Genomic DNA, 21,862 nt, shown 5'->3' on the forward strand with positions numbered 1-21,862 from the left:
CGTGCCCCTCGCCTGGACGATCGCCGCCATTCGGCGTAGGGTTAAGGTCCCTGTCCCTTTCAGGCGCGCCGCATCGCGAAGCTCATCGGCCCCTGACACTCCGCAAACAAGAGGCAACAATGTATCCGGATACTCAACTGTATATCGATGGACAATGGCGCAACGCGCTGGCCGGGAAAACCCTGCCGGTCACCAACCCCGCCACCGACGAAATAATCGGTCAGGTGGCGCACGCCGCCACAGAGGATCTCGATCTGGCGCTGGCCGCCACCGAGCGCGGATTTACCGTCTGGCGCGACACCGCCGCGCACCAGCGCGCCAACCTGATGCGCAAAGCGGCGGCGCTGCTGCGCGAACGCGCCAATGCCATCGCCGCCGTCATGACGCAGGAACAGGGCAAACCGGTGGCGCAGGCCAAAATCGAAATTCTCAACGCCGCCGACGTCATCGACTGGTTCGCCGGCGAAGCTACCCGCACCTACGGGCAGATCATTCCGTCCCGCGCCCGCGACGTACAGCAGCAAACCCTCAAGCTGCCGGTCGGCCCGGTGGCCGCTTTCACGCCGTGGAACTTCCCGATCAACCAGATCGTGCGCAAGCTGTCCGCCGCGCTGGCGGCGGGGTGTTCCATCATCGTCAAAGGCCCGGAAGAAACGCCGGCCTCGCCGGCTGAGCTGATCAAAGCCTTCGCCGACGCCGGGATCCCGGCCGGGGTGATCGCGCTGGTGTACGGCACCCCGGCGGAAATCTCGGAATACCTGATCCCGCATCCGACCATTCGCAAGATCTCCTTCACCGGCTCCACCCGCGTGGGCAAGCATCTGGCGGCGCTGGCCGGCCAGCATATGAAAAAGGCCACCATGGAGCTGGGCGGCCACGCGCCGGTGTTGATCTTCGACGACGCCGATCTCGACGCGGCGGCCAAAGAGCTGGCGCAGTCCAAGTTCCGCAACGCCGGCCAGGTCTGTATCGCCCCGACCCGCTTTCTGATCCAGCAAGGCGTTTATGAAGCCTTCGTGGAGAAATTCACCGCCGCCGTGCGTGAGCTCAAGCTCGGCAACGGGCTGGAAGACGGCGTGACCATGGGGCCGATGGTGCTGGGCCGCAGCGTCGACAATATCGAGGCGCTGGTGCAGGATGCCGTCGCCCACGGGGCAAAAGCCTGCAGCGGCGGCAAACGCGTGGCGGGCAAAGGCAACTTCTTCGAGCCGACGGTGCTGCGCGACGTGCCGCTGAGCGCCCGCGCCATGTCGGAAGAGCCGTTTGGCCCGGTCGCCCTGCTGCGCCCGTTCGCCACCTATGACGAGGCGATCGCCGAAGCCAACCGCCTGCCTTACGGGCTGGCCGCCTACGCTTACAGCCGCAACATCGCCACCGTCAATGCGCTGGGGCGCGACGTGGAGAGCGGCATGCTGAGCATCAACCACATCGGTTTCGGCCTGCCGGAAACGCCGTTTGGCGGCGTGAAAGACTCCGGTCACGGCACCGAAGGCGGCAGCGAAGCGATCGAATCCTACCTGGAAACCCGCTTCGTCACCGTCGCCGGCCGTTAATCGCGCGTCGGATGAATGAGTGCGGGTAATGCTGGTTAGTTAGCGTTTTTCTGAACGTATTTGTGTAGTTTTCGGTCGATAAAGGTGAGATGCGCCATGTGGCTCATACGCTTCGACCGAGCCAGGGGCCGAAGGCGCGGCCCCTGGCAACCCGCGCCTTTGCCCTATCAGACGGTTGGCTTTGCCAACGTTACTCAGCCCATCCCTGGGCCTCGCCCCTGCGGGGCCGCTGCAAGCAGCGTTCAAATCTGCGCCAGGCAGATTTGTCCTCTCTCCGCCATACCGCATTGAGGCCGGTTGCGACAGGCGTCCCTGCCTGTCTCGCCTGAAACCGCCGTCCATGGCGGTTTCGCCTATGCATCGCGACTGCGTTCGACGCCTTCAAGGGCGCTCAACACCGCGCTCATCTCCAACGCCTCTACCAAGGGACAGGTTGCCCGGTACCTTCCAGCTCGGGTGTTGACCTTTAGTGCGCATCACCGGCTGCCGAGCAAGACGGCGTTGTCAGGGGCAACCGGCCAGGGAAGGCCGGTTGAGGCGAGACTAACAGGGACGTTTGTCGCAGCCGACCCGCCCGACAACGCAGACGCGGCGAGGGTATCCGTGCAGCGGACAGGCGGTGTTAAGCAAAGGCGCGGGTGGAGGGGCCGCGCCATCGGCCCCTCCAATTGCCGTTCGCTACGGCATCAGAGAAATGCGAGGGGTTTACGGCAATTCCCCTGCACAGAACGCCCAGAGGATAGATAAAAAATGCCAGTCAGGCTTAACTGACCAGCATTACGCAGTGCGGGGCTTTTTTTTACTCGCGAGCCAGCTCGAACAGCCGCCGCGCCGCCGGGGTCAGCCCCAGCATGTGAATGCAGGCATGCACCATGCCCGGCAACCGTTCGCAGCGCACCGGCACGCCCGCCTCGCGCAGCCGCTGCGCATACTGCTCGGCCTCATCGCGCAGCGGATCATATTCGCAGCTCAGGATGGTGGCCGGCGGTAACCCGCGCAGCGTGGCGGCGTGCAGCGGCTCGGCGCCGGGATCGCGCCGCTGGGCCAGATACTGCTGCCAACAAAATACCATCGCGTCGCGCGTCAGAAAGTGCCCCTCGGCAAACTCGCGATAGCTCGTCGTCGCCATCTCGCGGCTGAGCGCCGGGTACAGCAGCAGCTGGCGCTCGATGTGCGGGCCGCCGCGATCCCGCGCCAGCAGCGCGACCGCCGCCGCCAGATTTCCCCCGGCGCTGTCGCCGCCCACCGCCAGGCGCTGCGCGTCGATCCCCAACTGCGGCGCCTGTTGCGCCACCCAGCAGAGCGCCTGATAGACATCTTCCAGCGGCTGCGGAAACGGGTATTCCGGCGCCAGACGGTAGTCGACTGACAGGATCACCCGGCCGGTGGCGTTGGCCAGCGCCTGACAGGGCCGATCGTACAGCGCCAGCGAACCGAGGCACCAGCCGCCGCCGTGGGCGAACAGCATTGCCGGCTGCGCGGCGGCGCAGTTTTCCCTCGCAGGGAGATAGGCGCGCAGCGCGATCCGATACCCATCGGCGGCGATCACCGTATAGTCCCTGACGCCGCCGCTCGGTTCCGCCTCGCCCTGCAGCCGGCGTAAACCGGTTTCCGTGGCCGCGCGCATTTCCGCCAGCGATGCGGGGGGCGGCGCATCGGCCGATGCCGTCAAAAAAGCGGCAATGCGTTCATCGAGCGGCATGGGGTTCTCCTGCCAGGAACGGCGTAATCAGTGCAATAAATTCCTCATGGCACTCCTCGGTAATGAAATGCCCGCAGCCGGCGACCGTTTCGCCCCGCAGATCGTGCGCATTGCCCCGCAGCGTCGTCAGCGGCGCGTCGCCGGTGGCGTGCTCCGCCCCCACCGTCAACACCGGCATCGTCAGGGGCGTGGCGGCGCGCAGGCGGTTTTGCCGCACGGTCTCCGGGATCGCCCGGTAATAGTCGAATCCGGCGCGCAGGCCGCCCGGCGCTGAGTAAGCAGCGATATACACCTCCGCCGCCACCCGATCGCGCCGATAGGACCAGCGGTTGAAGATATAGCCAAGATACTCCCGCTCACGCCCCTGGGTCAGGGTCTCCGGCAAATCCGCCAGCTGGTTGAACATGAAATGCCACAGGAAAATGTTCTCCTCCGGCGCGACGAAAATCGGCGGCGGCGGCGCCAGGCCGGGGATCACCGCTTCCGTCAGCACCAGGCGCTCCACCGCCTGCGGGAAATCGCTCGCCATGGCGTATCCAATCCACATGCCGATGTCGTGGCCAACCAGTTGGTAACGTTCATGGCCCAATTGCGCCATCATTGCGTGCAACGCCGCACCAATGCTGCCGGTGTCGTAGCCGCCAGCGGGCTTGTCAGAATCGCCGATGCCCGGCGGATCGACGGCGATCGCCTGAAAACCAGCCGCCGCCAGCGCTTGCATCACATGGCGCCAGGTGTACCAGGTTTGCGGCCAGCCGGGGATCAGCAGCACCGGCCGTCCTTCACCGGCCACCACGCAGTGAAGGCGCCGGCCGTTGACCTGGAGATAGACGTGTTCCGCCGCGAGATCCGCCAACGGGACCTCGTTCTGTAGGTATTGCATGGGGTAACTCCCTGAAAGATTAGGCTCAGCGAATGCCAAGCAAGGCATTGATCTGCTGTGGGTTGACCGGCGCGCCGGCGAAGTCGTCGAACACTTTGTCGGTGACGTGGATAATGCGATCGCGAATGAAAGCTGCGCCTTCGCGTGCACCGTCCTGCGGGTTTTTCAGGCAACATTCCCACTCCAGCGCCGCCCAGCCCGAATAACCGTACTGCGTCAGGCGTGAAAAGATGCCGTTGAAATCGACCTGGCCGTCACCCAGCGAGCGGAAGCGGCCGGCGCGATCGATCCAGGATTGATAGCCGCCGTAAATACCCTGCCGACCGGTCGGATTGAACTCGGCATCCTTGACGTGGAACATGCCGATAACCTCTTTATAGATATCGATAAACTCCAGATAGTTGAGCTGCTGCAGCACCATATGGCTCGGATCGAACAGCACCCGGCAGCGCGGATGATGGCCGACGCGCTCATGAAACATTTCGAATGTCACACCGTCGTGCAGATCCTCGCTCGGGTGAATTTCGTAACACAGGTTGATCCCCTGCTCGTCGCAGGCGTTAAGCACCGGCAGCCAGCGCCTGGCGAGCTCGTCGAACGCGGTATCGATCAGTCCTTCCGGACGCTGTGGGAACGGAAACAGATAGGGCCAGGCCAGCGAACCGGAAAAGGTGCCCAGCTCGCTGAGCCCGAGCCGCGCCGACGCCTTCACCGCCAACAGCATTTGCTGCCGCGCCCACTCGCCGCGCGCCTGCGGATTGCCCTGCAGCGCCGGCGGCGCGAAGCTGTCAAACAGCGCATCGTAAGCCGGGTGTACCGCCATCAGCTGGCCGAAGATATGGCTGGTCAATTCGCTGACCACCAACCCCTGTTCCGCCAACATGCCGGTCAGATCGTCGCAGTAAGTTTGGCTTTCCGCGGCGGTGGCCACGTCGAATAAACGCCGATCCCAGGCCGGGATCTGCAGCGCGCTAAAGCCGGTCTGCGCCGCCCACTCGGCGATGGCGGGCAGGCTGTTGAACGGCGCGTTCTCATCGCTGAACTGCGCGAGATGCAGGCTTGGACCTTTGAGGGTTTTCATCGTAAACTCCTATTAGTTGTCGATTGACAAACAATAGAAGCAAAGCGCGATGACCGCAAGAGAAATTTATAAAGACATTGGTATTCCCGCCGATTTAAGCGATCCTATGTCGCTGAATGGCACGTAAATTGGAGCAGCGAATGGCAGGCAGACCGCGCGAGTTCGACCGCGAACAGGCGCTCTTGAAAGCGCGAAACTTATTCTGGCGACAGGGTTACGAAGGCACCTCGATGTCGGATCTGGTGGCGGAATTGGGCATTGCTTCCGCACGCATCTACAAGGCGTTCGGCTCCAAAGAGCAGCTGTTCCGCGAGGCGATCGCCAGTTATGAAACCGAGGAAGGCGGCTTCGCCGATCGCGCCTTCGCGCAGGAAAGCGGCATTCGCCCGGCGATCCAACGTATGCTGGAAGATGCCGTGCGGCTCTACAGCCGGCCGGATCTGCCGCAGGGTTGCATGGTGGTATCCTCCGCCGCCAGCGTCAGTGCGGAAAACGACGGGCTCAAAACCTGGCTGGCTGAGCATCGGTTGCAGCGCACCCAGCAGATCGTCGAACGGCTGCGGCAGGCGGTGCAAGCCGGCGAACTGCCGGCCGACACCGACGCCGACAGTCTGGGTGACTTTTTCGCCGTCTTCCTGCACGGCCTGTCGATTCAGGCACGTGACGGCGTCACAGAAAAGCGATTGATGGCGGCGGTGAACGTGGCGCTCACCACCCTGGGCAACGCTTGATCTCTCTTTAACGCGAACGCGGCTAAGATCCTGGCGCGCTTTTTAAGTGGGGACGTATGGCTGAAGAGGAACTGCGTTTCTGACAAAATCCGCGACGTAAGGATTGGTATTTTCCGGCTTGTGGATCAGGGCAACCTGATACGGGATCTGTTCTCCACTCAGCGGGCAAAAAGAAACGTTTACCCAGCCGCTTTTTTGCATAAATTCAGGAACCAGGCTGACCCCTAATCCTGAAGCGACAAGGCCGACTATCGTTTCCATTTGTACGGCTCGCTGAACAACCTCAGGCATAAATCCTTCCTTTTCGCAGGCCTCAATAATAGAGCGATAAAGACCCGGCCCCTCCTGCTCCGGGAATAATATCCACGGCTCCTCGGCCAGGGCAGAGAGCGGGTCCGCAACGGCCTTAACCACCGTTCCCGTGTTGGTTATTCACTCAGGCCGGGATTTCTGGAGCCGGCCTGAAGATGTGGACGCCATCATGAAAGATGCCCCTTCAGCCGAAAAGCTGGTCATTCCTGAGGCAACCCATTTTGTCCATCTCGATAGAGATAATGCCGGCAGACAACGCTTTCTGCAGGGTGTTGTCAGATTTCTGACGCCGCCGCAGCCCAAAAACGGCGCTTAATCTTCCGGTAGATCGAAAATCACCAGCGTGCCTTCGCTGCCCGGCAACACGCGGTGCGGCATGCCGGCCGCGGCCTGATACAGCTGGCCGGCCTGCACCACAATCGTTTCCTCCGCCACCTGCAGCCGCAGCTGCCCGCGGATCACCAGCAGCCCTTCGCTGTAATCATGCACTTCATCCGCAATGCTGCGCTCATCCATGCGCAGCACTTTGATATTGGCCACACCGACGCGGCCCAGCACGGTAGAACGCCAGGCCTCAGGCAGTTCGGCCGCCTGCAGGTTTAAATCGAACAGCATCGGTATCCCCTGTGGTTATCGAACGTAGCAGCACTCTACGCCGACTGCGGCCGGCGTGGAAAGAATCCCGGGTTGTAGCTTATGCCCGCCAGGCCTATACCGGCACCCGGCGGCTGATCTCCACCACCTGATCGCTGGGCAGGTAATAATAATCCGTGACGTGCATGCCGTTGCGCACCATCAGCGCGAACAGGTTGCGCTGCCAGGACGGCAACCGGTCGTTCGCCTCGCGGCGCACCACGGTTTCATGGCCGAGATAATAAGTCGCCTCGTCGAAGTTCAGGCCGCATTTTTGCGCCTCGACGTGCTGCAGCAGCTGCGGGATGTTCGGCCGCTCCATAAAGCCGTAGCTGGCCACGCCGCACCAAAACCCCGGCGCCAGTTCGCGCATCACCAGGCGTTCGGCATTCGATACCCGCGGTTCATTGACGATGGCAATGGTCAGCGCCAGTACATTGGCGTGCAGCGAGCCGTTGCGTTTGACGTGCCATTTCATTACCGGCGGCGTGCCCTGCAGGCTGCGAGTGAGAAAGACCGCGGTGCCCGGCACCCGCGGCACGGATTCACGCTGGATTTTCGCCAGGAAATCCGCGATCGGCACTGTCGTCTCGCCAAGGGTGCGCACGGCCGCCAGCACCCCGCGATGCCAGATCAGCATCACGGTATAGACCGCGGCGGCCAGCAGCAGCGGGATGTAACCGCCCTGCAACACCTTGGTCAGGTTGGCCGTCAGGAAGCTCAGGTCGACCACGAAGAAACACCCCGCCACCAACAGGCTGGCGGCCAGCCCCCAGCGCCACACCTCGCGCATCGCCACGAACAGCAAGCCGGTGGTCATGATCATGGTCAACGAGACGGCGATGCCGTAGGCGGCGGCCAGATTGTCCGAGGATTTGAAGAACACCGTCAGGAACAGCGTCACCACCATCAGCAGCCAGTTGATGGCGCCGATGTAGATCTGCCCGTAGCTTTCCTCGGTGGTTTGTTTAACCCGCAGCCGCGGCAGCCACCCCAGCTGGATTGCCTGGCGGGTCATCGAAAACGCCCCGCTGATGATCGCCTGGCTGGCGATGATCGTCGCCAGCGTAGCCAGGATCACCAGCGGGATCAGCAGCGCCGGCGGGCACAGGCGGAAGAAGATGTTCTGCGTGACGTCGGCGCCGGCCAAAATCAGCGCGGCCTGGCCGGCGTAGTTGAGCAACAGGCTGGGAAACACAATGCCGAACCAGGCCAGCCAAATCGGCCGTTTGCCGAAGTGCCCCATGTCGGCGTACAGCGCTTCGGCGCCGGTGACGCACAGAAACACGCCGCCCAGCACCAGGAAGCTGGTCAGCCCGTTGGAGAACAGGAAATGAATGCCGTACAGCGGGTTCAGCGCCAGCAGCACCGCCGGGTGCTGGATGATGCCCCACACGCCCAGCGCGGCGATCGACAGGAACCACAGCGCCATGATCGGCCCGAACACGCGGCCGATGCGCGCGGTGCCCAGCGGCTGAATGGCGAACAGGCTGAGCAAAATCACCACCGCCGCCGGCAAAATGTAGGGCTGCGACGCCGGCAGCACGATGTTCAGCCCCTCGAGGGCGGAGAGCACCGAGATGGCCGGCGTGATGGCGCCGTCGCCGTAGATCAACGCCGCGCCGAACAGGCCGGCGAACAGCACCAGCGGCCGGGATTTCCGCCTGCTGACCAGCAGCGACATCAGCGCCATGATGCCACCCTCGCCGCGGTTGCCGATGCGCATGGCGAACATGGCGTATTTGAGCGAGGTGACGATCACCAGCGTCCAGAAAATCAGCGACAGCAGGCCAAGGATCACCGGCGCCGACGGCGCATCGCCGGAGAGAAACAGCACGGTTTTCAGGGTGTACAACGGGCTGGTGCCGATATCGCCGAACACCACGCCCAAAGCGCCCAGCGCCAACGGCGCCAGGCCGGTCTTGTTCGAGGTTTCCGTATCATTGCCGACAGACATCTGCTTGCTCCTTAGCCTTGCACAGTGAGTTGGAATTATTGTCACTTTATTGCCGCCGCGCCACTCGCACGGCAGCGACAAGCATAACCTAACCGTCATCTTCACGGGTTACAGTATCGCCCGTTTGCGGCACAGAAACCGCCGCCGGTGAGCAACGGTTTAGAATCGCCCGCGTCGGATGGTCTATAGTCCTTATGCGATTGTCACTTTCTTGTTTGCGCCCGCCGTGGGAGAAGTGAAATGAACGTCCGGCTCAACACCCATGTTTCCGCCCGGCGCCTGCTGCCCAATGGCTGGGACGTCATCGCCTTTCCGCTGATCATCGGCCTGATCGCCATGATGGCCATCGGCCTGCATCAAACTCTGCAACCGATCGTCACGCTGAAAACGCAGGCGATATCGCTCGATCCCGCCAACCTGCCGGAATACGCCCTGCGCACCACGCTGCGCATGCTGGTGGCGATGGTGGCCGCGCTGGCATTCTCGTTGGTCTATGGCACCCTGGCCGCCAAGAGCCGGCGCGCCGAGAAAGTGCTGGTGCCAATCCTCGATATCCTGCAGTCGGTGCCGGTACTCGGCTACATCTCTTTCACCGTCACCTTTTTCATCGCGCTGTTCCCCGGCCGGGTGCTGGGGGTCGAGCTGGCGGCGATGTTCGCCATCTTCACCAGCCAGGCATGGAATATGACCTTCAGCTTCTACCAGTCGCTGCGCACCGTGCCGCGCGATCTGCAAGAAGTGGCGCGCGGGTTTCACCTCAGCCCGTGGCAACGTTTCTGGAAGCTGGATGCGCCGTTCGCCATGCCGGGGCTGATTTGGAACATGATGATGTCGATGTCCGGCGGCTGGTTCTTTATCGTGGCGTCGGAAGCGATCACCGTCGGCAACAACACCTTTACGCTGCCGGGCATCGGCGCGTATCTCGCGCAGGCGATCCTCAGCCAGGATCTGCCCGCGATAGGTTGGGTGCTGCTCACCATGACGGTGGTAATCCTGGCCTACGATCAGCTGCTGTTCCGGCCATTGGTGGCATGGGCGGACAAATTCCGCATGGAAACCACCCGCTCGGCGAGCGCCCCCACTTCCTGGCTGTTGAACCTGATGCGCCGCACGCGCCTGATCCACCTGCTGCTGACGCCGCTGGGCGCGCTGCTGGCCAAAACCGCGCGCCTGAAACTGAGCCTGCCCGCCCGGCCGTTGCGCCGCGGCAATAGCGCCCAACGGCAGCGGCGTTCGCGCACGATCGATCGGTGTTGGAGCGCCATCGTCATCCTGCTGACGCTGGCGATCGCCTGGCGCGTCATTCTCTATGTACAGACCGGCGTGACGCTCAATGACGTGGGCCATGTGATGGTGCTGGGGCTGATCACGCTGCTGCGCGTGGCGGTGCTGATCGCCCTGTCGTCGCTGATCTGGGTGCCGCTCGGCGTGCTGATCGGCCTGCGCCCGACGCTGGCCGGGAAGATCCAGCCCATTGCCCAGTTTCTGGCCGCGTTTCCGGCCAACCTGCTGTTCCCGGTGTTCGTCATCACCATCGTCCACTTCCGGCTGAACCCCGATATCTGGCTGTCGCCGCTGATCGTGTTGGGCACCCAGTGGTACATTCTGTTCAACGTGGTGGCCGGCGCCACGGCGTTGCCCAACGACTATCGCGAGGCCGCCGCCAATTTTCACATTCGCGGTTGGCAATGGTGGCGCCAGGTGATGCTGCCGGGCATCTTCCCCTATTACATCACCGGCGCCATCACCGCGTCCGGCGGCGCCTGGAACGCCAGCATCGTGGCAGAGTTCGTGCAATGGGGAAGCACCCAGGTGAAAGCGCATGGGCTGGGTGCTTACATCGCCGAAACCACCGCCGCCGGCGATTTCCCCAAGATCATTTTGGGCATCGCCGTGATGTCACTGTTCGTTACGCTGTTCAACCGTCTGCTGTGGCGGCCGCTTTACGCCTACGCCGAATCCCGCTTCCGCATCGATTAAGGAGCCGTTCAGATGTCAGACCTTCACCCAACGCAGGCGACGCACTCGCCCGGCGAGGAAATTTTAGCGGTCAACGCGGTCAGCCATGGCTATGACAAGGCACACGGCGAGCTGCTGATCCTCGACGGGGTCAATCTGTCGCTGCGGGTGGGCGAGATCGTCGGGTTGCTGGGCCGCTCCGGCTCGGGAAAATCGACGCTGCTGCGCATCATCGCCGGTCTGGTTACCCCCACCGCCGGGACGGTGAACTACCTGGGGCAGCCGCTGAACGGCCCCGCCAAAGGCGTCGCCATGGTGTTTCAAACCTTCGCGCTGTTCCCCTGGTTGACGGTGCTGCAAAACGTTGAGGCTGGCCTCGAGGCGCTGGGCGTCGCCCCTGCCGAACGGCGCGAGCGGGCATTGGCGGCCATCGATCTTATCGGCCTGGACGGCTTCGAAAACGCCTACCCGCGCGAGCTTTCCGGCGGCATGCGCCAGCGCGTAGGCTTTGCGCGCGCGTTGGTGGTGGATCCGACGCTGCTGCTGATGGATGAGCCGTTCTCGGCGCTGGATGTGTTGACCGCCGAAACGCTACGCACCGACCTGCTGGATCTGTGGACCGAGGGGCGAATGCCGATCAAATCGGTGCTGATCGTCACGCACAACATCGAGGAAGCGGTCTTCATGTGCGATCGCATCCTGCTGCTCTCCTCCAACCCCGGCCGGGTGATCGCCGAAATCAAGGTGCCGTTCAGCCACCCGCGCAACAGGCTGGATCCGCAGTTCCGCCGTCTGGTAGACGATGTGTACGCCAAGATGACCGCCCGCCCGACCGACGGCAACGTCAAGAAAGGGCTGAAGCTCGGCACCCGACTGCCGCACGTTTCCACCAACCTGATCGCCGGCCTGATCGAAACCCTGGCCGCCGCGCCCTATTTCGGCCGCGCCGACATGCCGGAGATCGCCCTCTCGCTGCATCTGGAGGTGGATGAGCTGTTTCCCATCGCCGAAGTGCTGCAGTCGCTGGGCTTCGCCGACGTGCGCGAAGGCGACATCTTCCTGACGCCACCGGCGCGCGCCTTCGCCGACGGCGACGTTCAGGCGCGCAAAGTGCTGTTCGCGGAGCATCTGCTGCGCTATGTGCCGCTGGCCGCGCTGATCAAAAACGTGTTGGACGAGCGGCCAGGGCACCGCGCGCCGCGCGTGCGTTTCGAGCAGGAGCTGGAGGACTCGCTGTCGGACAGCGCCGCCAAAGAGACGCTGGATACGGTGATCAACTGGGGCCGTTACGGCGAAATATTCTCCTACAACGATCAAACGGCGTTTTTCAGCCTGGAGGACGTCGAGTTTTAAGCGAGCCGGCGCTCATCGGCCTCGCGGCGCAGCCACTGCCGCAGGTTTTCGCTCTCCTGCGACAGTTCGCTATCCAGGCGAGCGCACAGGTAATAATCCCGGCCGTCGTCTATCGGCAGATCGAACATTTTGATCAACTCGCCGCTTTCAAGGTACTGGGCGATTAACGGCTCGCGCATCAATGCACACCCCAATCCCGCCTGCACCGCCGCCAGCGTCAGCAACCCGTCTTCGAACATCGGTCCGATGCTGCGCAGCGGGCGTTTAACGCCGGCCAGCTGAAACCATTGCATCCAGGTATTACGCTCCTCGTCATGCAGCAGCGGCAGCGTCGCCAGCTGATCCGGCGTATCGAGCAAACCGTGCAGTTTGCTGAATGCCCGGCTGCACACCGGCACCATTTGGCCGGACATCAGCTTTTCGCTGCGATAGCCGGTCCACTGCCCAACCCCGAAGCGGATCGACAGATCGGCGGCGTCGCTCAGGTAATTGCGGTGGTTGGCGTAAACCACATTGATGTCGATATCCGGATTTTCGCGCAGAAAGCCGCGCAGCCTCGGAATGAACCAGCCCATGCCGAACAGCGGGATCAGGCTGATGGTGACCTGCCGCGACGCGGACTGCTCGCGAACGTGTTCGGTCGCCTGGCGCAGCACGTTAAACGCCGAGCGGATCGAGCGGTAATATTCCCGCCCCTCGCCGCGCAGCACCAGATGGCGCCCCTGCCTTTCGGTCAACGGCATCTGCAAGAATGCCTCCAGCGTTTTCAGCTGATGGCTGACCGCCGAAGGCGAAATCATCAGCTCCTTCGCCGCCGCGCTGATGCTGCCCAGGCGCGCGATGGCCTCGAACGCCCGCACGGCGCGCAGCGGCGGATCGTTCGGCAGCATCGGTAACGGCTCATCGTACTGTTCTGTTTTTTTCATATATCGATTGTTTTATGGAAAGTCCGGGAGAAGGGTTTATTTAATATACATAAAAATCAAAGCATTAAAATCACTCGTTTTTTGTATAAGAAAGTATTTTTCCGTATTTTACAATTTTTTTAAATTCTCTACTGTGAGCCTCCTGACTCATTATCTCCGGACTCTCCCTATGGATACGCTGGTACAGCAGACCGTCAACGGTTTGATGCTCGGCAGCCTCTATGCGCTGATCGCGCTCGGCTACACCATGGTGTACGGCATCCTGCGCATCATCAACTTCGCGCACGGCGACGTGCTGATGGTCGGGGCGCTCAGCGCGCTGTCGGCGATCGGCGTGTTGCAGCATCATTTTCCCGCGTTACCGCCCTACGCGACGCTGCTGCTGGCGTCCCTGTTCGCCATGGCCGTCTGCGCCATCACCTCGATGGCGATCGAACGTCTGGCCTATCGCCGGTTGCGCAATGCACCACGCCTGGCCCCGCTGATCAGCGGCATCGGCGTCTCGCTGCTGTTGCAAACCCTGGCGATGCTGATCTGGTCACGCAATCCCCTGATGTTTCCGCAGCTGTTGCCGATGACGCCCATCGCCTTGACCGCAGGCAGCGCCGAACATGCGCCGGCGGTGATCACCGGCACCGCGATCGTCACGCTGGCGGTGGCCGTGGCGGTCATGGCCGGCCTCTGGCTGCTGGTCGAACACAGCCGTTTCGGCCGCGCCATGCGCGCCACGGCGGAAAACCCGCAGGTCGCCGGCCTGATGGGCATCAGTCCTGACCGCATCATCGTTCTGACCTTTGCGCTCGGCGGCACGCTGGCGGCGATAGCCGGCATCATGATGGCCAGCAACTACGGCAACGCCGGTTTCTCGATGGGCTTTTTGCCCGGCATCAAAGCCTTTACCGCCGCCGTGCTCGGCGGCATCGGCAACCTGCGCGGCGCGATGCTCGGCGGTTTGCTGCTGGGGCTGTTCGAATCGCTGGGCACCGGCTATCTCGGCGAGCTGACCGGCGGCGTATTCGGCAGCAACTACCAGGACGTATTCGCGTTTCTGGTGCTGATCGCCGTGCTGGTCTTCCGCCCCTCCGGGCTGTTGGGCGAACGCATCGCCACGCGCGCATGAGGACATCACGATGACCGTTTTAACTTCCTCGCTTCCTCTGGCCACGCCTCGGCGCGCCAGGCTGGGGCTGACGCTGTTCATTCTCGCCCTGCTGCTGGCGCCCTGGGTCGCGGGCGCCGCCGGCGGCAACTACTGGGTGCGCGTCGTCGACTTCGCGCTGCTGTACCTGATGCTGGCGCTCGGGTTGAACATCGTGGTGGGCATGACCGGATTGCTGGACATGGGCTTTATCGCTTTTTACGCCGTTGGCGCCTATCTGGCCGCGCTGCTGTCGTCACCGCATCTGACGCAGCAGTTCCCGCTGCTGCTGCAGTGGTTCCCCGATGGGCTGCACCTGTCGATGCTGTGGCTGATCCCGCTGGCGGCCCTGCTGGCGGCGGCGTGCGGCATTCTGCTCGGCGCGCCGACGCTGCGGCTGCGCGGCGACTATCTGGCGATCGTCACGCTCGGTTTCGGCGAGATCGTGCGTATTTTGATGCGCAATCTCGACCGCCCGGTCAACCTCACCAACGGTCCCAAAGGCATTTCCGGCATCGACCCGGTCAGCCTGTTCGGCCTGAAGTTTTCCGGCATGCATGAGTGGTTCGGTGTGCGTTTCTCCGGCCTGTACCTCTATTACTATCTGTTCGCCGCGCTGCTGCTGGCGATCCTGTTTATCAGCCTGCGGCTGCAAAACTCGCGCATTGGCCGCGCGTGGACGGCGATCCGCGAAGACGAGGACGCCGCGCGGGCGATGGGCATCAACACCCGCAACTTCAAGCTGCTGGCCTTTGCCATCGGCGCCACCTTCGGCGGCGTGGCCGGCGCGCTGTTCGCCGCGTTTCAGGGCTTCGTGTCGCCGGAATCGTTCACCCTGCAAGAGTCGATCGCCGTACTGGCGATGGTGGTGCTCGGCGGCATGGGGCACATCCCCGGCGTGATCCTGGGCGCGCTGCTGCTGGCCGCCCTGCCGGAGCTGCTGCGCAGCAGCATGGGGCCGCTGCAGCAGGCGCTGTTCGGCCAGGTGCTGATCGACCCGGAAATTATCCGCCAACTGTTTTACGGCCTGGCGCTGATCCTGGTGATGCTGTATCGCCCGGCGGGCCTGTGGCCGGCCCGCCGCCTAAGAGGAAATGCCGCATGACGCCTTTGCTCGCTTTACACCACGTCAGCAAACGCTTCGGCGGCCTGACGGCGGTGGATGACGTCAGCATGAGCATCCGCCAGGGAGAAATCTACGGCCTGATCGGGCCGAACGGCGCCGGTAAAACCACCTGCTTCAATCTGATCACCGGTTTGTATCGCGCCGACGAGGGCGAATTTCGCCTGCAGGGCCAGCGCTACAGGCCCCAGGCGATCGATAAAGTGGCGCAGGCCGGCATCGCTCGCACCTTCCAGAACCTGCGGCTGTTCAACGGAATGAGCGTGCTGGAAAACGTGATGGTCGGCTGCCACGTACGCACCCGCAACGGCCTGTGGGCGGCGATCGCCCGCCACCGCCGCGCCAGGGAGGAAGAACAGGCGGTGCGCGACAAGGCCCATGCGCTGCTGGAGTATGTCGGCATCGGCCAATTCGCCCATTACCGCGCCGGGGATCTCGCCTACGGCCACCAGCGCCGTCTGGAGATCGCCCGCGCGCTGGCGACCGAGCCCCGGCTGCTGGCGCTGGACGAACCGGCGGCCGGCATGAACGCCGGAGAAAAAGTGGCGCTGCGCGAGCTGCTGCTGCGCATTCGCGACAGCGGCAAAACGCTGCTGTTGATCGAACACGACGTCAAGCTGGTGATGGGCCTGTGCGATCGCCTGACGGTGCTGGATTACGGCAAAGCGATTGCCGAAGGCGAACCGGCGCAGGTTCGGCGTGAACCGGCGGTCATTCAGGCCTATCTGGGAGGCGGCGCGCATGTCTGAAGCCCTGCTGAGCGTTAAACAACTCAAAGTGTCTTACGGCGGCATTCACGCGGTCAAAGGCATCGATTTTATGGTCAACGCCGGCGAACAGGTCACGCTGATCGGCGCCAATGGCGCAGGCAAGACCTCCAGCCTGCGGGCGCTGACCGGGCTGCAGCCGTTCGAGGGCGACATCCTGTTCGACGGCCGTTCGATTCGCGGCGTGCCGCCGCACCGCTTGCTGCAACAGGGGCTGGTGATGGTGCCGGAAGGTCGTGGCATTTTCACCCGCCTGACGGTGCGAGAAAACCTGCAGCTGGGCGCCTATGCGCGCCGTGACAAACCGGCGGTGCGGCACGATTTCGAACGGGTATGCGCCACCTTCCCGCGCCTGAACGAGCGCCTGCATCAACCGGCCGGGCTGCTTTCGGGCGGCGAGCAGCAGATGGTGGCGATGGGCCGTGCGCTGCTCAGCCGTCCGCGCCTGTTGATATTGGACGAACCGTCGATGGGGCTGGCGCCGATTGTGGTGGAGGCCATTTTTTCGGTCATCAAACAGTTAGCCCGTGACGGCGTCACGCTATTGCTGGTCGAGCAAAACGCCCGCCTGGCGCTGGAGTCTACCGATCGCGCCTATGTGTTGGACAGCGGCAGCCTGAGCCACAGCGGCCGCTCTGCCGAGATGCTGGACGATGAAAAAATCAAACAGATCTATTTGGGTGAATAACCGTTGCTACCTTTAACCGCACCAGGAGTATGACATGCAGCAGAACTTTCGCATCAAGCCGTTGGCGCTGGCCGCCGTGACGATGATCCTGAGCCTTCCGGCGCTGGCGGACGACACCGTGTTGATCGGCCTGGCCGGGCCGCTGACCGGCCCTTCCGCACGCATCGGCAAAGATCTCGAAAACGGCGCGCGCCTGGCGATCGCCGACGCCAACGCGCAAAAGCCGACGCTGAACGGCAAACCGGTCACCTTCAAATTGCTGTCCGAGGACGATCAGTCCGATCCGCGCACCGCCGTGGCCGTCGCGCAGCGTTTGGTCGACGAAGGCGTGGCCGGCGTGGTCGGCCACTGGAACACCGGCACCAGCATCCCGGCGGCGCGCATCTACCACGACGCCGGCATCGCTCAGGTGGCGCCGGTCGCCACCGGCCACGGCTACACGCAACAAGGCTTTGACACCAGCTTCCGCGTGATGGGCCACGACGACGACGGCGGCAACTATGCCGGGCAGTATGCGGTGAAAACGCTGAAAGCCCAGCGCATCGCGGTGATCGACGATCGCACCGCCTTCGGCCAGGGCCTGGCGGACGAGTTCATCAAATCGCTGCAGGCCCAGGGCGTGCAGCCGGTCACCCGCGAGTACGTCGACGACAAGACCGTCGATTTCAGCGCCGTACTGACCACCGTGCGCAGCAAAAACGCCGATCTGATCTTCTTCGGCGGCGTGGACTCCCAGGCGGCGCCGCTGGCACGCAAACTGAAACAGCTGGGCATGAACGCGCAGCTGATGGGCGCCGGCGGCTTTGTCAGCCAGACCTTCCTGACGCTGGCGCAGCGGGAAGGCGAAGGCGTGGTGGCGCTGGAGCCCGGGCTGCCGCTGGAACAGATGCCGGGCGGCAAGGCGTTTGAACAAGCCTACCGCGATCGCTACCACACCCACATCGAACTGCATGCGCCCTTCGCCTACGACGCCACCCGGGTGCTGATCGCCGCCATCGAACAGGCCGGCTCGGCCAATCCGGCCGATTACCTGCCGAAACTGCGCGCCATACATTACCAGGGCGTGACCGGCGCCATTGCCTTCGATGCGCAGGGCAACCTGCAACAGCCGAGCTTCACCCTGTACCGGGTAGTGGACGGCAAATGGCAGCCGCAAACCGTGTTGGGCGGCGCCAAACCACAATAAATCAAGAGGAGCAAGGCGATGAGCTGTGCAAACAACGAATTGGGCATTTTGGCCCGCAGAAAGATCGAAGCGGAGATCATCAAACCGATCTACCAGATCCTGGTGCGTGAAATCGGCAAGGTGCGCGCTCAGGCAGTGATCGGCGAAGCCATCGAGAATGCCGCCATCGCGGCAGGCAAGCAGTTCGCCGCACAGGAGCCGAACGGCGCGGATCTGCGCAGCTTCGCCGCCTTGCAGTACCTGTGGGAAAAAGACGATGCGCTGCGCGTCGAGGTGATCAACCAGGACGAACAGCACTTCGACTATAACGTCACCCGCTGCCGCTACGCCGAGATGTATCACGAGATGGGGCTGGGGGAAATCGGCCACCTGCTCTCCTGCGCACGCGACAGCCAGTTTATCGTCGGCTATGCCCCGGATGTCGAGCTGCAGCGCAGCCAAACCATCATGTCCGGCGCCCCCTGCTGCGATTTCCGCTACACCGCCAAAACGCCGGGAGAAGAACAATGACGTATCGGGTCAACGGCGAGCGCCTGTGGCAAAGCCTGCTCGCCATGGCGCAGTTCGGTGCCATCGCCGACAACGGCGTCACCCGCCTGGCGCTCAGCGAAGAGGACCGGCTGGCGCGCGACCAGCTGCGTCTCTGGGCACTGGAGGCTGGTTGCAGCGTGCGCGTCGATCGGATGGGCAACATGTTCCTGCGCCGCGAAGGCTCGCGGCCCGAGCTGGCGCCGGTGGTCACCGGTTCTCACGGCGACTCGCAGCCCCAGGGTGGCCGTTTCGACGGCATCTACGGCGTGCTGGCCGGGTTGGAGGTTATTCGCAGCCTTAACGATCGGCAGATCGTCACCGAACGCGCAATTGAAGTGATCAACTGGACCAACGAAGAAGGCGCGCGCTTCGCGCCGGCGATGATCGCCTCCGGGGTGTTCGCCGGGGTATTCGACCTGGAATACGGGCTGACGCGCCGCGACGAGCATGGCGTCAGCCTCGGTGAGGCGCTGGAACGCATCGGCTACGCCGGTGAGCATCCGGTGGGCGGCATGCCGATCCACGCCGCCTTCGAGCTGCACATCGAACAGGGGCCGATTCTGGAAGCGGAACACCTCGACATCGGCGTCGTGACCGCCGCACAAGGGCAGCGCTGGTACGAGCTGGAAGTCGTCGGCTTCAGCGCCCATGCCGGCACCACGCCGATGGATCGCCGCCGCGACGCCCTGCTGGGCTTCACCGAGCTGGTGACGGCGGTCAACGGTATCGGCTGGGATTTCGCGCCCGATGCGCGCGCCACAGTGGGCATGGCGCAAATCACCCCCAATTCACGCAACGTGGTGCCGGGCCGGGTCTTTTTCAGCGTCGAATTCCGTCATCCAGAGGAGGCAACCCTGGAGCAGATGGAGCAGCGCCTGCTGGCGGCGGTAAACCAAATCAACGGCGGCGGCCTGACCGCTCGCGCCGAGCGCATCTTTCAGTATCCTCCGATCGCTTTCGATCGGGGCTGCATCGACAGCGTACGCCACGCCGCACAAGCCTTGGGCTATCGCCATCGCGACATGATTTCCGGCGCCGGCCACGATGCCTGTTATCTTAATCGCGTCGCGCCGACCGCCATGATTTTCATTCCCTGCGTGGACGGTATCAGCCACAACGAACGGGAAGATATCACCCCCGCCTGGGCCGCCGCCGGTGCCGACGTCTTGCTGAACGCGCTGCTGGCACACGCCGACGCCTGAACCTCGCCCCGGTTTTTCGCCGGGGCAAAAAATATTCAACAAAACGGTTGAATATTAGCCCGCCTGTTCTATATTCAACCATATGGTTGAATTATCTTCCTCACAGCTGGACGCCATTTTTCATGCGCTGGCCGATCCGACCCGCCGTTCGATGTTACGCGCGTTGGCCGGCGGTGAGCGCAGCATCGGCGAACTGGCCGCGCCGCTGCAGATGTCGTTCGCCGGCGCCTCCAAGCACGTAAAAGCACTGGAACATGCGGGCCTGGTGCAACGCACCGTGCAAGGAAGAAACCATATCTGCCGGCTCGAACCCGAGCCTATGGCGCAGGCCATGCACTGGCTGCAAACCTATGAACATTTCTGGACTGAACGGCTGGATGCGCTCGAACAGGCGCTGCTGCAGCCCGAACAGCTTCCTCCCAAGGAGTGAACCATGAATGATTACGGCATGATTATCGAACCCGGCACGCTGCGCATCCAGCGGCTGCTGCCCGGCCCCATCGAGCGGGTGTGGGCCTACCTGACCGAATCCGACAAACGCGCCACCTGGCTGGCGGCCGGCGCCATGACGTTGGAAAACGGCGCGCCGCTGGAGCTGGAGTTTCGCAACTCCGATCTGGCGGGCGAGCACGAACCACCGCCGGCCAAGTACAAACAGCACGGCGGCTGCGTCAGCAACCGCGGCCACATCACCTGCCTGTTCCCGCCGCGCCTGCTGAGCTTTACCTGGGCCGAACAGGATCAGGGCCGCCCTTCCGAGGTGACTTTCGAACTGACGGAACAGGGAAGCGCCGTGCTGCTGACGGTCACCCACCGGCGCTTGGCCAACCGCGACGAAATGCTCAGCGTCGCCGGCGGCTGGCACACCCATCTGGATATCCTGCTGGATCGCCTGCACGATCGAGCGCCGCAGCCGTTCTGGAGCACCCATGCCCGGCTGGAAGAAGAGTACCGCGCCCGCCTGTAATTACGTCTCGTCCCTGCGCCTGAACGCCAGATAACCGGCGATCAGCGTAAAACTGCCGACCAGCAACACCAGCAGGATAAAACCGTGGTGATTGCTGGCCAGCGGGATCCCCCCCACGTTCATGCCGAAGAAACCGGCGACGATATTGATCGGCAGCGCCAGCACGGTGATCACCGTCAGCGTATAGAGCGTGCGGTTATTCTGCTCCATCAGCTTGGCGCCCAGCTCCTCCTGCAGCAGCCGGATGCGTTCGGTCAGGCTGGCGAGATCGTTCAATACCACGGTGAACTCTTCGGTAAACTGCCGCAGATCCTGTACCACCTCGCGGCTCAGCCAGGTCGGCGGCCGGTGCAACAGGCGAAACAGCGCGGCCGGCTCCGGCGCCAGCAGGCGCTGAAAGCGCAATAACATGCGGCGCATGCGCCCCAGCTCGGTGCGGTTGCGTTTGACGCGGCGGATCAACAAGCGGTCCTCAATGGTATCGACATACTGGTTGGCCTGCCGCACCACCTGTTCCAGCACGTCTTCCTGCTCTTCCAGCAGGTGCGCCAGCAGCTCAGTGGACGAGGCCAGCTGCAGCGCCGTCAGGCGGCCGAGCAGCCGTTCAATGAGTCGCACCGGTTTGTGACGCACGGTGACCACCAGCCCACGGCAGCAATAGAGCCACAGCGTCGCCGTCTCCGGGTTACTGTTCTCGGGGTGGAAAATCACGTCGTTGAGCACGGCGAACAGATCGTCGCCCTGGCGCTCGATGCGCGTGGTGTGGGAGCCGTGGCGAATCTCGTGAAAGAAAAAATCGGAAATGGCGAAATGATTTTTCAGCCACTTCTCCGCCGCCGCGTGGTTGAGATTGAGGTGCAGCCAGATAAAACCGTCGCCGGGCGGCAACGCCTGGTAGGCCTGGCAAACCTGCTGCGAGTTCAGGCGCGCCGGCGGCTCACCGGAACGAAACGCATGGCCGTAGATCAGCCCGGTCACTTCATCATCGAAATCCAGCTTGTGCATCTTTTCCGCTAACCGTTGCACCATAACGCCTTATCCTGCCTCTCGCCGTTAACCCAGATCGCCCCCGCTGTTATAGCAATCTTTATCTATCGGCGTTAATGATTTTCAGCGTTCCCGATAATTAATATTTTCGTCATAAAAACGTCATCGCCATTCAACATCGTT

At 63.1% G+C, this 21,862-nt stretch carries 22 protein-coding genes; 14 read left to right on the plus strand and 8 right to left on the minus strand.

All coding sequences use genetic code 11. From position 1 onward, the window contains the following. The first annotated feature begins 119 nt into the window (after window positions 1-119). The gene (locus tag C3F38_RS14990; RefSeq protein ID WP_038880055.1) at window positions 120-1,553 is read left to right on the plus strand and encodes an NAD-dependent succinate-semialdehyde dehydrogenase; all 1,434 of its coding nucleotides are present in this window, start codon (window positions 120-122) and stop codon (window positions 1,551-1,553) included. 799 nt (window positions 1,554-2,352) lie between these two features. On the opposite strand, the gene C3F38_RS15000 is transcribed toward C3F38_RS14990, so the two are convergent. The 3 genes from C3F38_RS15000 to C3F38_RS15010 are packed head-to-tail and all read right to left on the minus strand — an operon-like array spanning window position 2,353 to window position 5,219. Next, on the minus strand, window positions 2,353-3,255 hold the full coding sequence (locus tag C3F38_RS15000; protein ID WP_055316067.1) for an alpha/beta hydrolase: 903 nt from the start codon (window positions 3,253-3,255) through the stop codon (window positions 2,353-2,355). Next, entirely contained in the window at window positions 3,242-4,138 is an 897-nt protein-coding gene (locus C3F38_RS15005; protein WP_038880144.1) for an alpha/beta fold hydrolase, read from the minus strand. The genes C3F38_RS15000 and C3F38_RS15005 overlap by 14 nt, the downstream gene beginning before the upstream one ends. Before the next feature lie 25 nt (window positions 4,139-4,163). Next, window positions 4,164-5,219, minus strand: coding sequence for a sugar phosphate isomerase/epimerase (locus C3F38_RS15010; protein WP_038880147.1), 1,056 nt, complete (start codon window positions 5,217-5,219; stop codon window positions 4,164-4,166). Window positions 5,220-5,359: 140 nt separating this feature from the next. Between C3F38_RS15010 and C3F38_RS15015 the strand changes: the two genes are divergently transcribed. Continuing rightward, a complete protein-coding gene (locus C3F38_RS15015) occupies window positions 5,360-5,950 on the plus strand; it encodes a TetR/AcrR family transcriptional regulator (RefSeq protein WP_038880150.1) in 591 nt (196 codons plus the stop codon). Window positions 5,951-5,992: 42 nt separating this feature from the next. Here C3F38_RS15015 and C3F38_RS15020 read toward each other — a convergent pair whose 3' ends face one another. Then, on the minus strand, window positions 5,993-6,364 hold the full coding sequence (locus C3F38_RS15020) for a LysR family substrate-binding domain-containing protein (RefSeq protein ID WP_225984364.1): 372 nt from the start codon (window positions 6,362-6,364) through the stop codon (window positions 5,993-5,995). A 67-nt stretch (window positions 6,365-6,431) separates the two neighbouring features. On the opposite strand from C3F38_RS15020, the gene C3F38_RS26245 reads away from it, so the two are divergent. Next, window positions 6,432-6,578 carry a hypothetical protein gene (locus C3F38_RS26245; protein ID WP_154235546.1) on the plus strand — a complete coding sequence of 49 codons (147 nt, stop codon included), beginning with the start codon at window positions 6,432-6,434 and terminating at the stop codon, window positions 6,576-6,578. Here C3F38_RS26245 and C3F38_RS15025 read toward each other — a convergent pair. Both C3F38_RS15025 and C3F38_RS15030 read right to left on the minus strand, forming a co-directional pair. Further along, window positions 6,575-6,877: a cupin domain-containing protein gene (locus C3F38_RS15025; RefSeq protein ID WP_055316068.1), complete on the minus strand. Its 303-nt coding sequence runs from the start codon at window positions 6,875-6,877 to the stop codon at window positions 6,575-6,577. The two genes, C3F38_RS26245 and C3F38_RS15025, sit on opposite strands and share 4 nt — an antisense overlap. 94 nt (window positions 6,878-6,971) lie before the next feature. Beyond that, window positions 6,972-8,852, minus strand: coding sequence for a potassium transporter Kup (locus C3F38_RS15030; RefSeq protein ID WP_048234056.1), 1,881 nt, complete (start codon window positions 8,850-8,852; stop codon window positions 6,972-6,974). Window positions 8,853-9,092: 240 nt separating this feature from the next. Between C3F38_RS15030 and C3F38_RS15035 the strand changes: the two genes are divergently transcribed. Then, window positions 9,093-10,832, plus strand: a complete 1,740-nt coding sequence (locus C3F38_RS15035) for an ABC transporter permease subunit (protein WP_038880161.1) — start codon at window positions 9,093-9,095, stop codon at window positions 10,830-10,832. A 12-nt stretch (window positions 10,833-10,844) separates the two neighbouring features. Further along, window positions 10,845-12,164 carry an AAA-associated domain-containing protein gene (locus tag C3F38_RS15040; protein ID WP_055316069.1) on the plus strand — a complete coding sequence of 440 codons (1,320 nt, stop codon included), beginning with the start codon at window positions 10,845-10,847 and terminating at the stop codon, window positions 12,162-12,164. Here the strand turns inward: C3F38_RS15040 and C3F38_RS15045 are convergent. Next, window positions 12,161-13,090 carry a LysR substrate-binding domain-containing protein gene (locus C3F38_RS15045; protein ID WP_038883177.1) on the minus strand — a complete coding sequence of 310 codons (930 nt, stop codon included), beginning with the start codon at window positions 13,088-13,090 and terminating at the stop codon, window positions 12,161-12,163. The two genes, C3F38_RS15040 and C3F38_RS15045, sit on opposite strands and share 4 nt — an antisense overlap. 169 nt (window positions 13,091-13,259) lie before the next feature. On the opposite strand from C3F38_RS15045, the gene C3F38_RS15050 reads away from it, so the two are divergent. The 9 genes from C3F38_RS15050 (at window position 13,260) to C3F38_RS15090 (ending at window position 20,692) form a co-directional block, all read left to right on the plus strand. Next, on the plus strand, window positions 13,260-14,210 hold the full coding sequence (locus tag C3F38_RS15050) for a branched-chain amino acid ABC transporter permease (protein ID WP_038880173.1): 951 nt from the start codon (window positions 13,260-13,262) through the stop codon (window positions 14,208-14,210). Window positions 14,211-14,220: 10 nt separating this feature from the next. Beyond that, on the plus strand, window positions 14,221-15,333 hold the full coding sequence (locus C3F38_RS15055) for an ABC transporter ATP-binding protein (RefSeq protein WP_048234060.1): 1,113 nt from the start codon (window positions 14,221-14,223) through the stop codon (window positions 15,331-15,333). Further along, window positions 15,330-16,100: an ABC transporter ATP-binding protein gene (locus tag C3F38_RS15060; protein WP_055316070.1), complete on the plus strand. Its 771-nt coding sequence runs from the start codon at window positions 15,330-15,332 to the stop codon at window positions 16,098-16,100. Before C3F38_RS15055 ends, C3F38_RS15060 begins: the two co-directional genes overlap by 4 nt. Further along, window positions 16,093-16,806, plus strand: a complete 714-nt coding sequence (locus tag C3F38_RS15065) for an ABC transporter ATP-binding protein (protein WP_038880182.1) — start codon at window positions 16,093-16,095, stop codon at window positions 16,804-16,806. The genes C3F38_RS15060 and C3F38_RS15065 overlap by 8 nt, the downstream gene beginning before the upstream one ends. Window positions 16,807-16,888: 82 nt before the next feature. Then, window positions 16,889-17,992: a branched-chain amino acid ABC transporter substrate-binding protein gene (locus C3F38_RS15070; RefSeq protein ID WP_369803927.1), complete on the plus strand. Its 1,104-nt coding sequence runs from the start codon at window positions 16,889-16,891 to the stop codon at window positions 17,990-17,992. An 18-nt stretch (window positions 17,993-18,010) separates the two neighbouring features. After that, window positions 18,011-18,502 carry an L-2-amino-thiazoline-4-carboxylic acid hydrolase gene (locus C3F38_RS15075; RefSeq protein ID WP_038880187.1) on the plus strand — a complete coding sequence of 164 codons (492 nt, stop codon included), beginning with the start codon at window positions 18,011-18,013 and terminating at the stop codon, window positions 18,500-18,502. Next, window positions 18,499-19,725: a Zn-dependent hydrolase gene (locus C3F38_RS15080; protein WP_055316071.1), complete on the plus strand. Its 1,227-nt coding sequence runs from the start codon at window positions 18,499-18,501 to the stop codon at window positions 19,723-19,725. The genes C3F38_RS15075 and C3F38_RS15080 overlap by 4 nt, the downstream gene beginning before the upstream one ends. Window positions 19,726-19,807: 82 nt before the next feature. Next, entirely contained in the window at window positions 19,808-20,155 is a 348-nt protein-coding gene (locus C3F38_RS15085) for a helix-turn-helix transcriptional regulator (protein ID WP_004938187.1), read from the plus strand. A 3-nt stretch (window positions 20,156-20,158) separates the two neighbouring features. Further along, complete coding sequence (locus C3F38_RS15090; protein WP_038880195.1) at window positions 20,159-20,692, plus strand: SRPBCC family protein; 534 nt, start codon at window positions 20,159-20,161, stop codon at window positions 20,690-20,692. Here the strand turns inward: C3F38_RS15090 and C3F38_RS15095 are convergent, their stop codons facing one another. Beyond that, window positions 20,693-21,721, minus strand: a complete 1,029-nt coding sequence (locus C3F38_RS15095) for a transporter (protein ID WP_055316072.1) — start codon at window positions 21,719-21,721, stop codon at window positions 20,693-20,695. Window positions 21,722-21,862 lie beyond the last annotated feature (141 nt).

It is taken from the genome of Serratia sp. SSNIH1 (assembly GCF_002935055.1).
GTDB classification, from domain to species: domain Bacteria; phylum Pseudomonadota; class Gammaproteobacteria; order Enterobacterales; family Enterobacteriaceae; genus Serratia; species Serratia nevei.

Coding starts and splice junctions, on each gene's coding strand:
- C3F38_RS15030 (WP_048234056.1), bottom strand. CDS start 8,852: ATGTCTGTCGGCAATGATACGGAAACCTCGAACAAGACCGGCCTGGCG.
- C3F38_RS15040 (WP_055316069.1), top strand. CDS start 10,845: ATGTCAGACCTTCACCCAACGCAGGCGACGCACTCGCCCGGCGAGGAA.
- C3F38_RS15005 (WP_038880144.1), bottom strand. CDS start 4,138: ATGCAATACCTACAGAACGAGGTCCCGTTGGCGGATCTCGCGGCGGAA.
- C3F38_RS15095 (WP_055316072.1), bottom strand. CDS start 21,721: ATGGTGCAACGGTTAGCGGAAAAGATGCACAAGCTGGATTTCGATGAT.
- C3F38_RS15060 (WP_055316070.1), top strand. CDS start 15,330: ATGACGCCTTTGCTCGCTTTACACCACGTCAGCAAACGCTTCGGCGGC.
- C3F38_RS15000 (WP_055316067.1), bottom strand. CDS start 3,255: ATGCCGCTCGATGAACGCATTGCCGCTTTTTTGACGGCATCGGCCGAT.
- C3F38_RS15080 (WP_055316071.1), top strand. CDS start 18,499: ATGACGTATCGGGTCAACGGCGAGCGCCTGTGGCAAAGCCTGCTCGCC.
- C3F38_RS15010 (WP_038880147.1), bottom strand. CDS start 5,219: ATGAAAACCCTCAAAGGTCCAAGCCTGCATCTCGCGCAGTTCAGCGAT.
- C3F38_RS15035 (WP_038880161.1), top strand. CDS start 9,093: ATGAACGTCCGGCTCAACACCCATGTTTCCGCCCGGCGCCTGCTGCCC.
- C3F38_RS15055 (WP_048234060.1), top strand. CDS start 14,221: ATGACCGTTTTAACTTCCTCGCTTCCTCTGGCCACGCCTCGGCGCGCC.
- C3F38_RS26245 (WP_154235546.1), top strand. CDS start 6,432: ATGAAAGATGCCCCTTCAGCCGAAAAGCTGGTCATTCCTGAGGCAACC.
- C3F38_RS15090 (WP_038880195.1), top strand. CDS start 20,159: ATGAATGATTACGGCATGATTATCGAACCCGGCACGCTGCGCATCCAG.
- C3F38_RS15070 (WP_369803927.1), top strand. CDS start 16,889: ATGATCCTGAGCCTTCCGGCGCTGGCGGACGACACCGTGTTGATCGGC.
- C3F38_RS15050 (WP_038880173.1), top strand. CDS start 13,260: ATGGATACGCTGGTACAGCAGACCGTCAACGGTTTGATGCTCGGCAGC.
- C3F38_RS15075 (WP_038880187.1), top strand. CDS start 18,011: ATGAGCTGTGCAAACAACGAATTGGGCATTTTGGCCCGCAGAAAGATC.
- C3F38_RS15085 (WP_004938187.1), top strand. CDS start 19,808: ATGGTTGAATTATCTTCCTCACAGCTGGACGCCATTTTTCATGCGCTG.
- C3F38_RS15045 (WP_038883177.1), bottom strand. CDS start 13,090: ATGAAAAAAACAGAACAGTACGATGAGCCGTTACCGATGCTGCCGAAC.
- C3F38_RS15065 (WP_038880182.1), top strand. CDS start 16,093: ATGTCTGAAGCCCTGCTGAGCGTTAAACAACTCAAAGTGTCTTACGGC.
- C3F38_RS15015 (WP_038880150.1), top strand. CDS start 5,360: ATGGCAGGCAGACCGCGCGAGTTCGACCGCGAACAGGCGCTCTTGAAA.
- C3F38_RS15025 (WP_055316068.1), bottom strand. CDS start 6,877: ATGCTGTTCGATTTAAACCTGCAGGCGGCCGAACTGCCTGAGGCCTGG.
- C3F38_RS14990 (WP_038880055.1), top strand. CDS start 120: ATGTATCCGGATACTCAACTGTATATCGATGGACAATGGCGCAACGCG.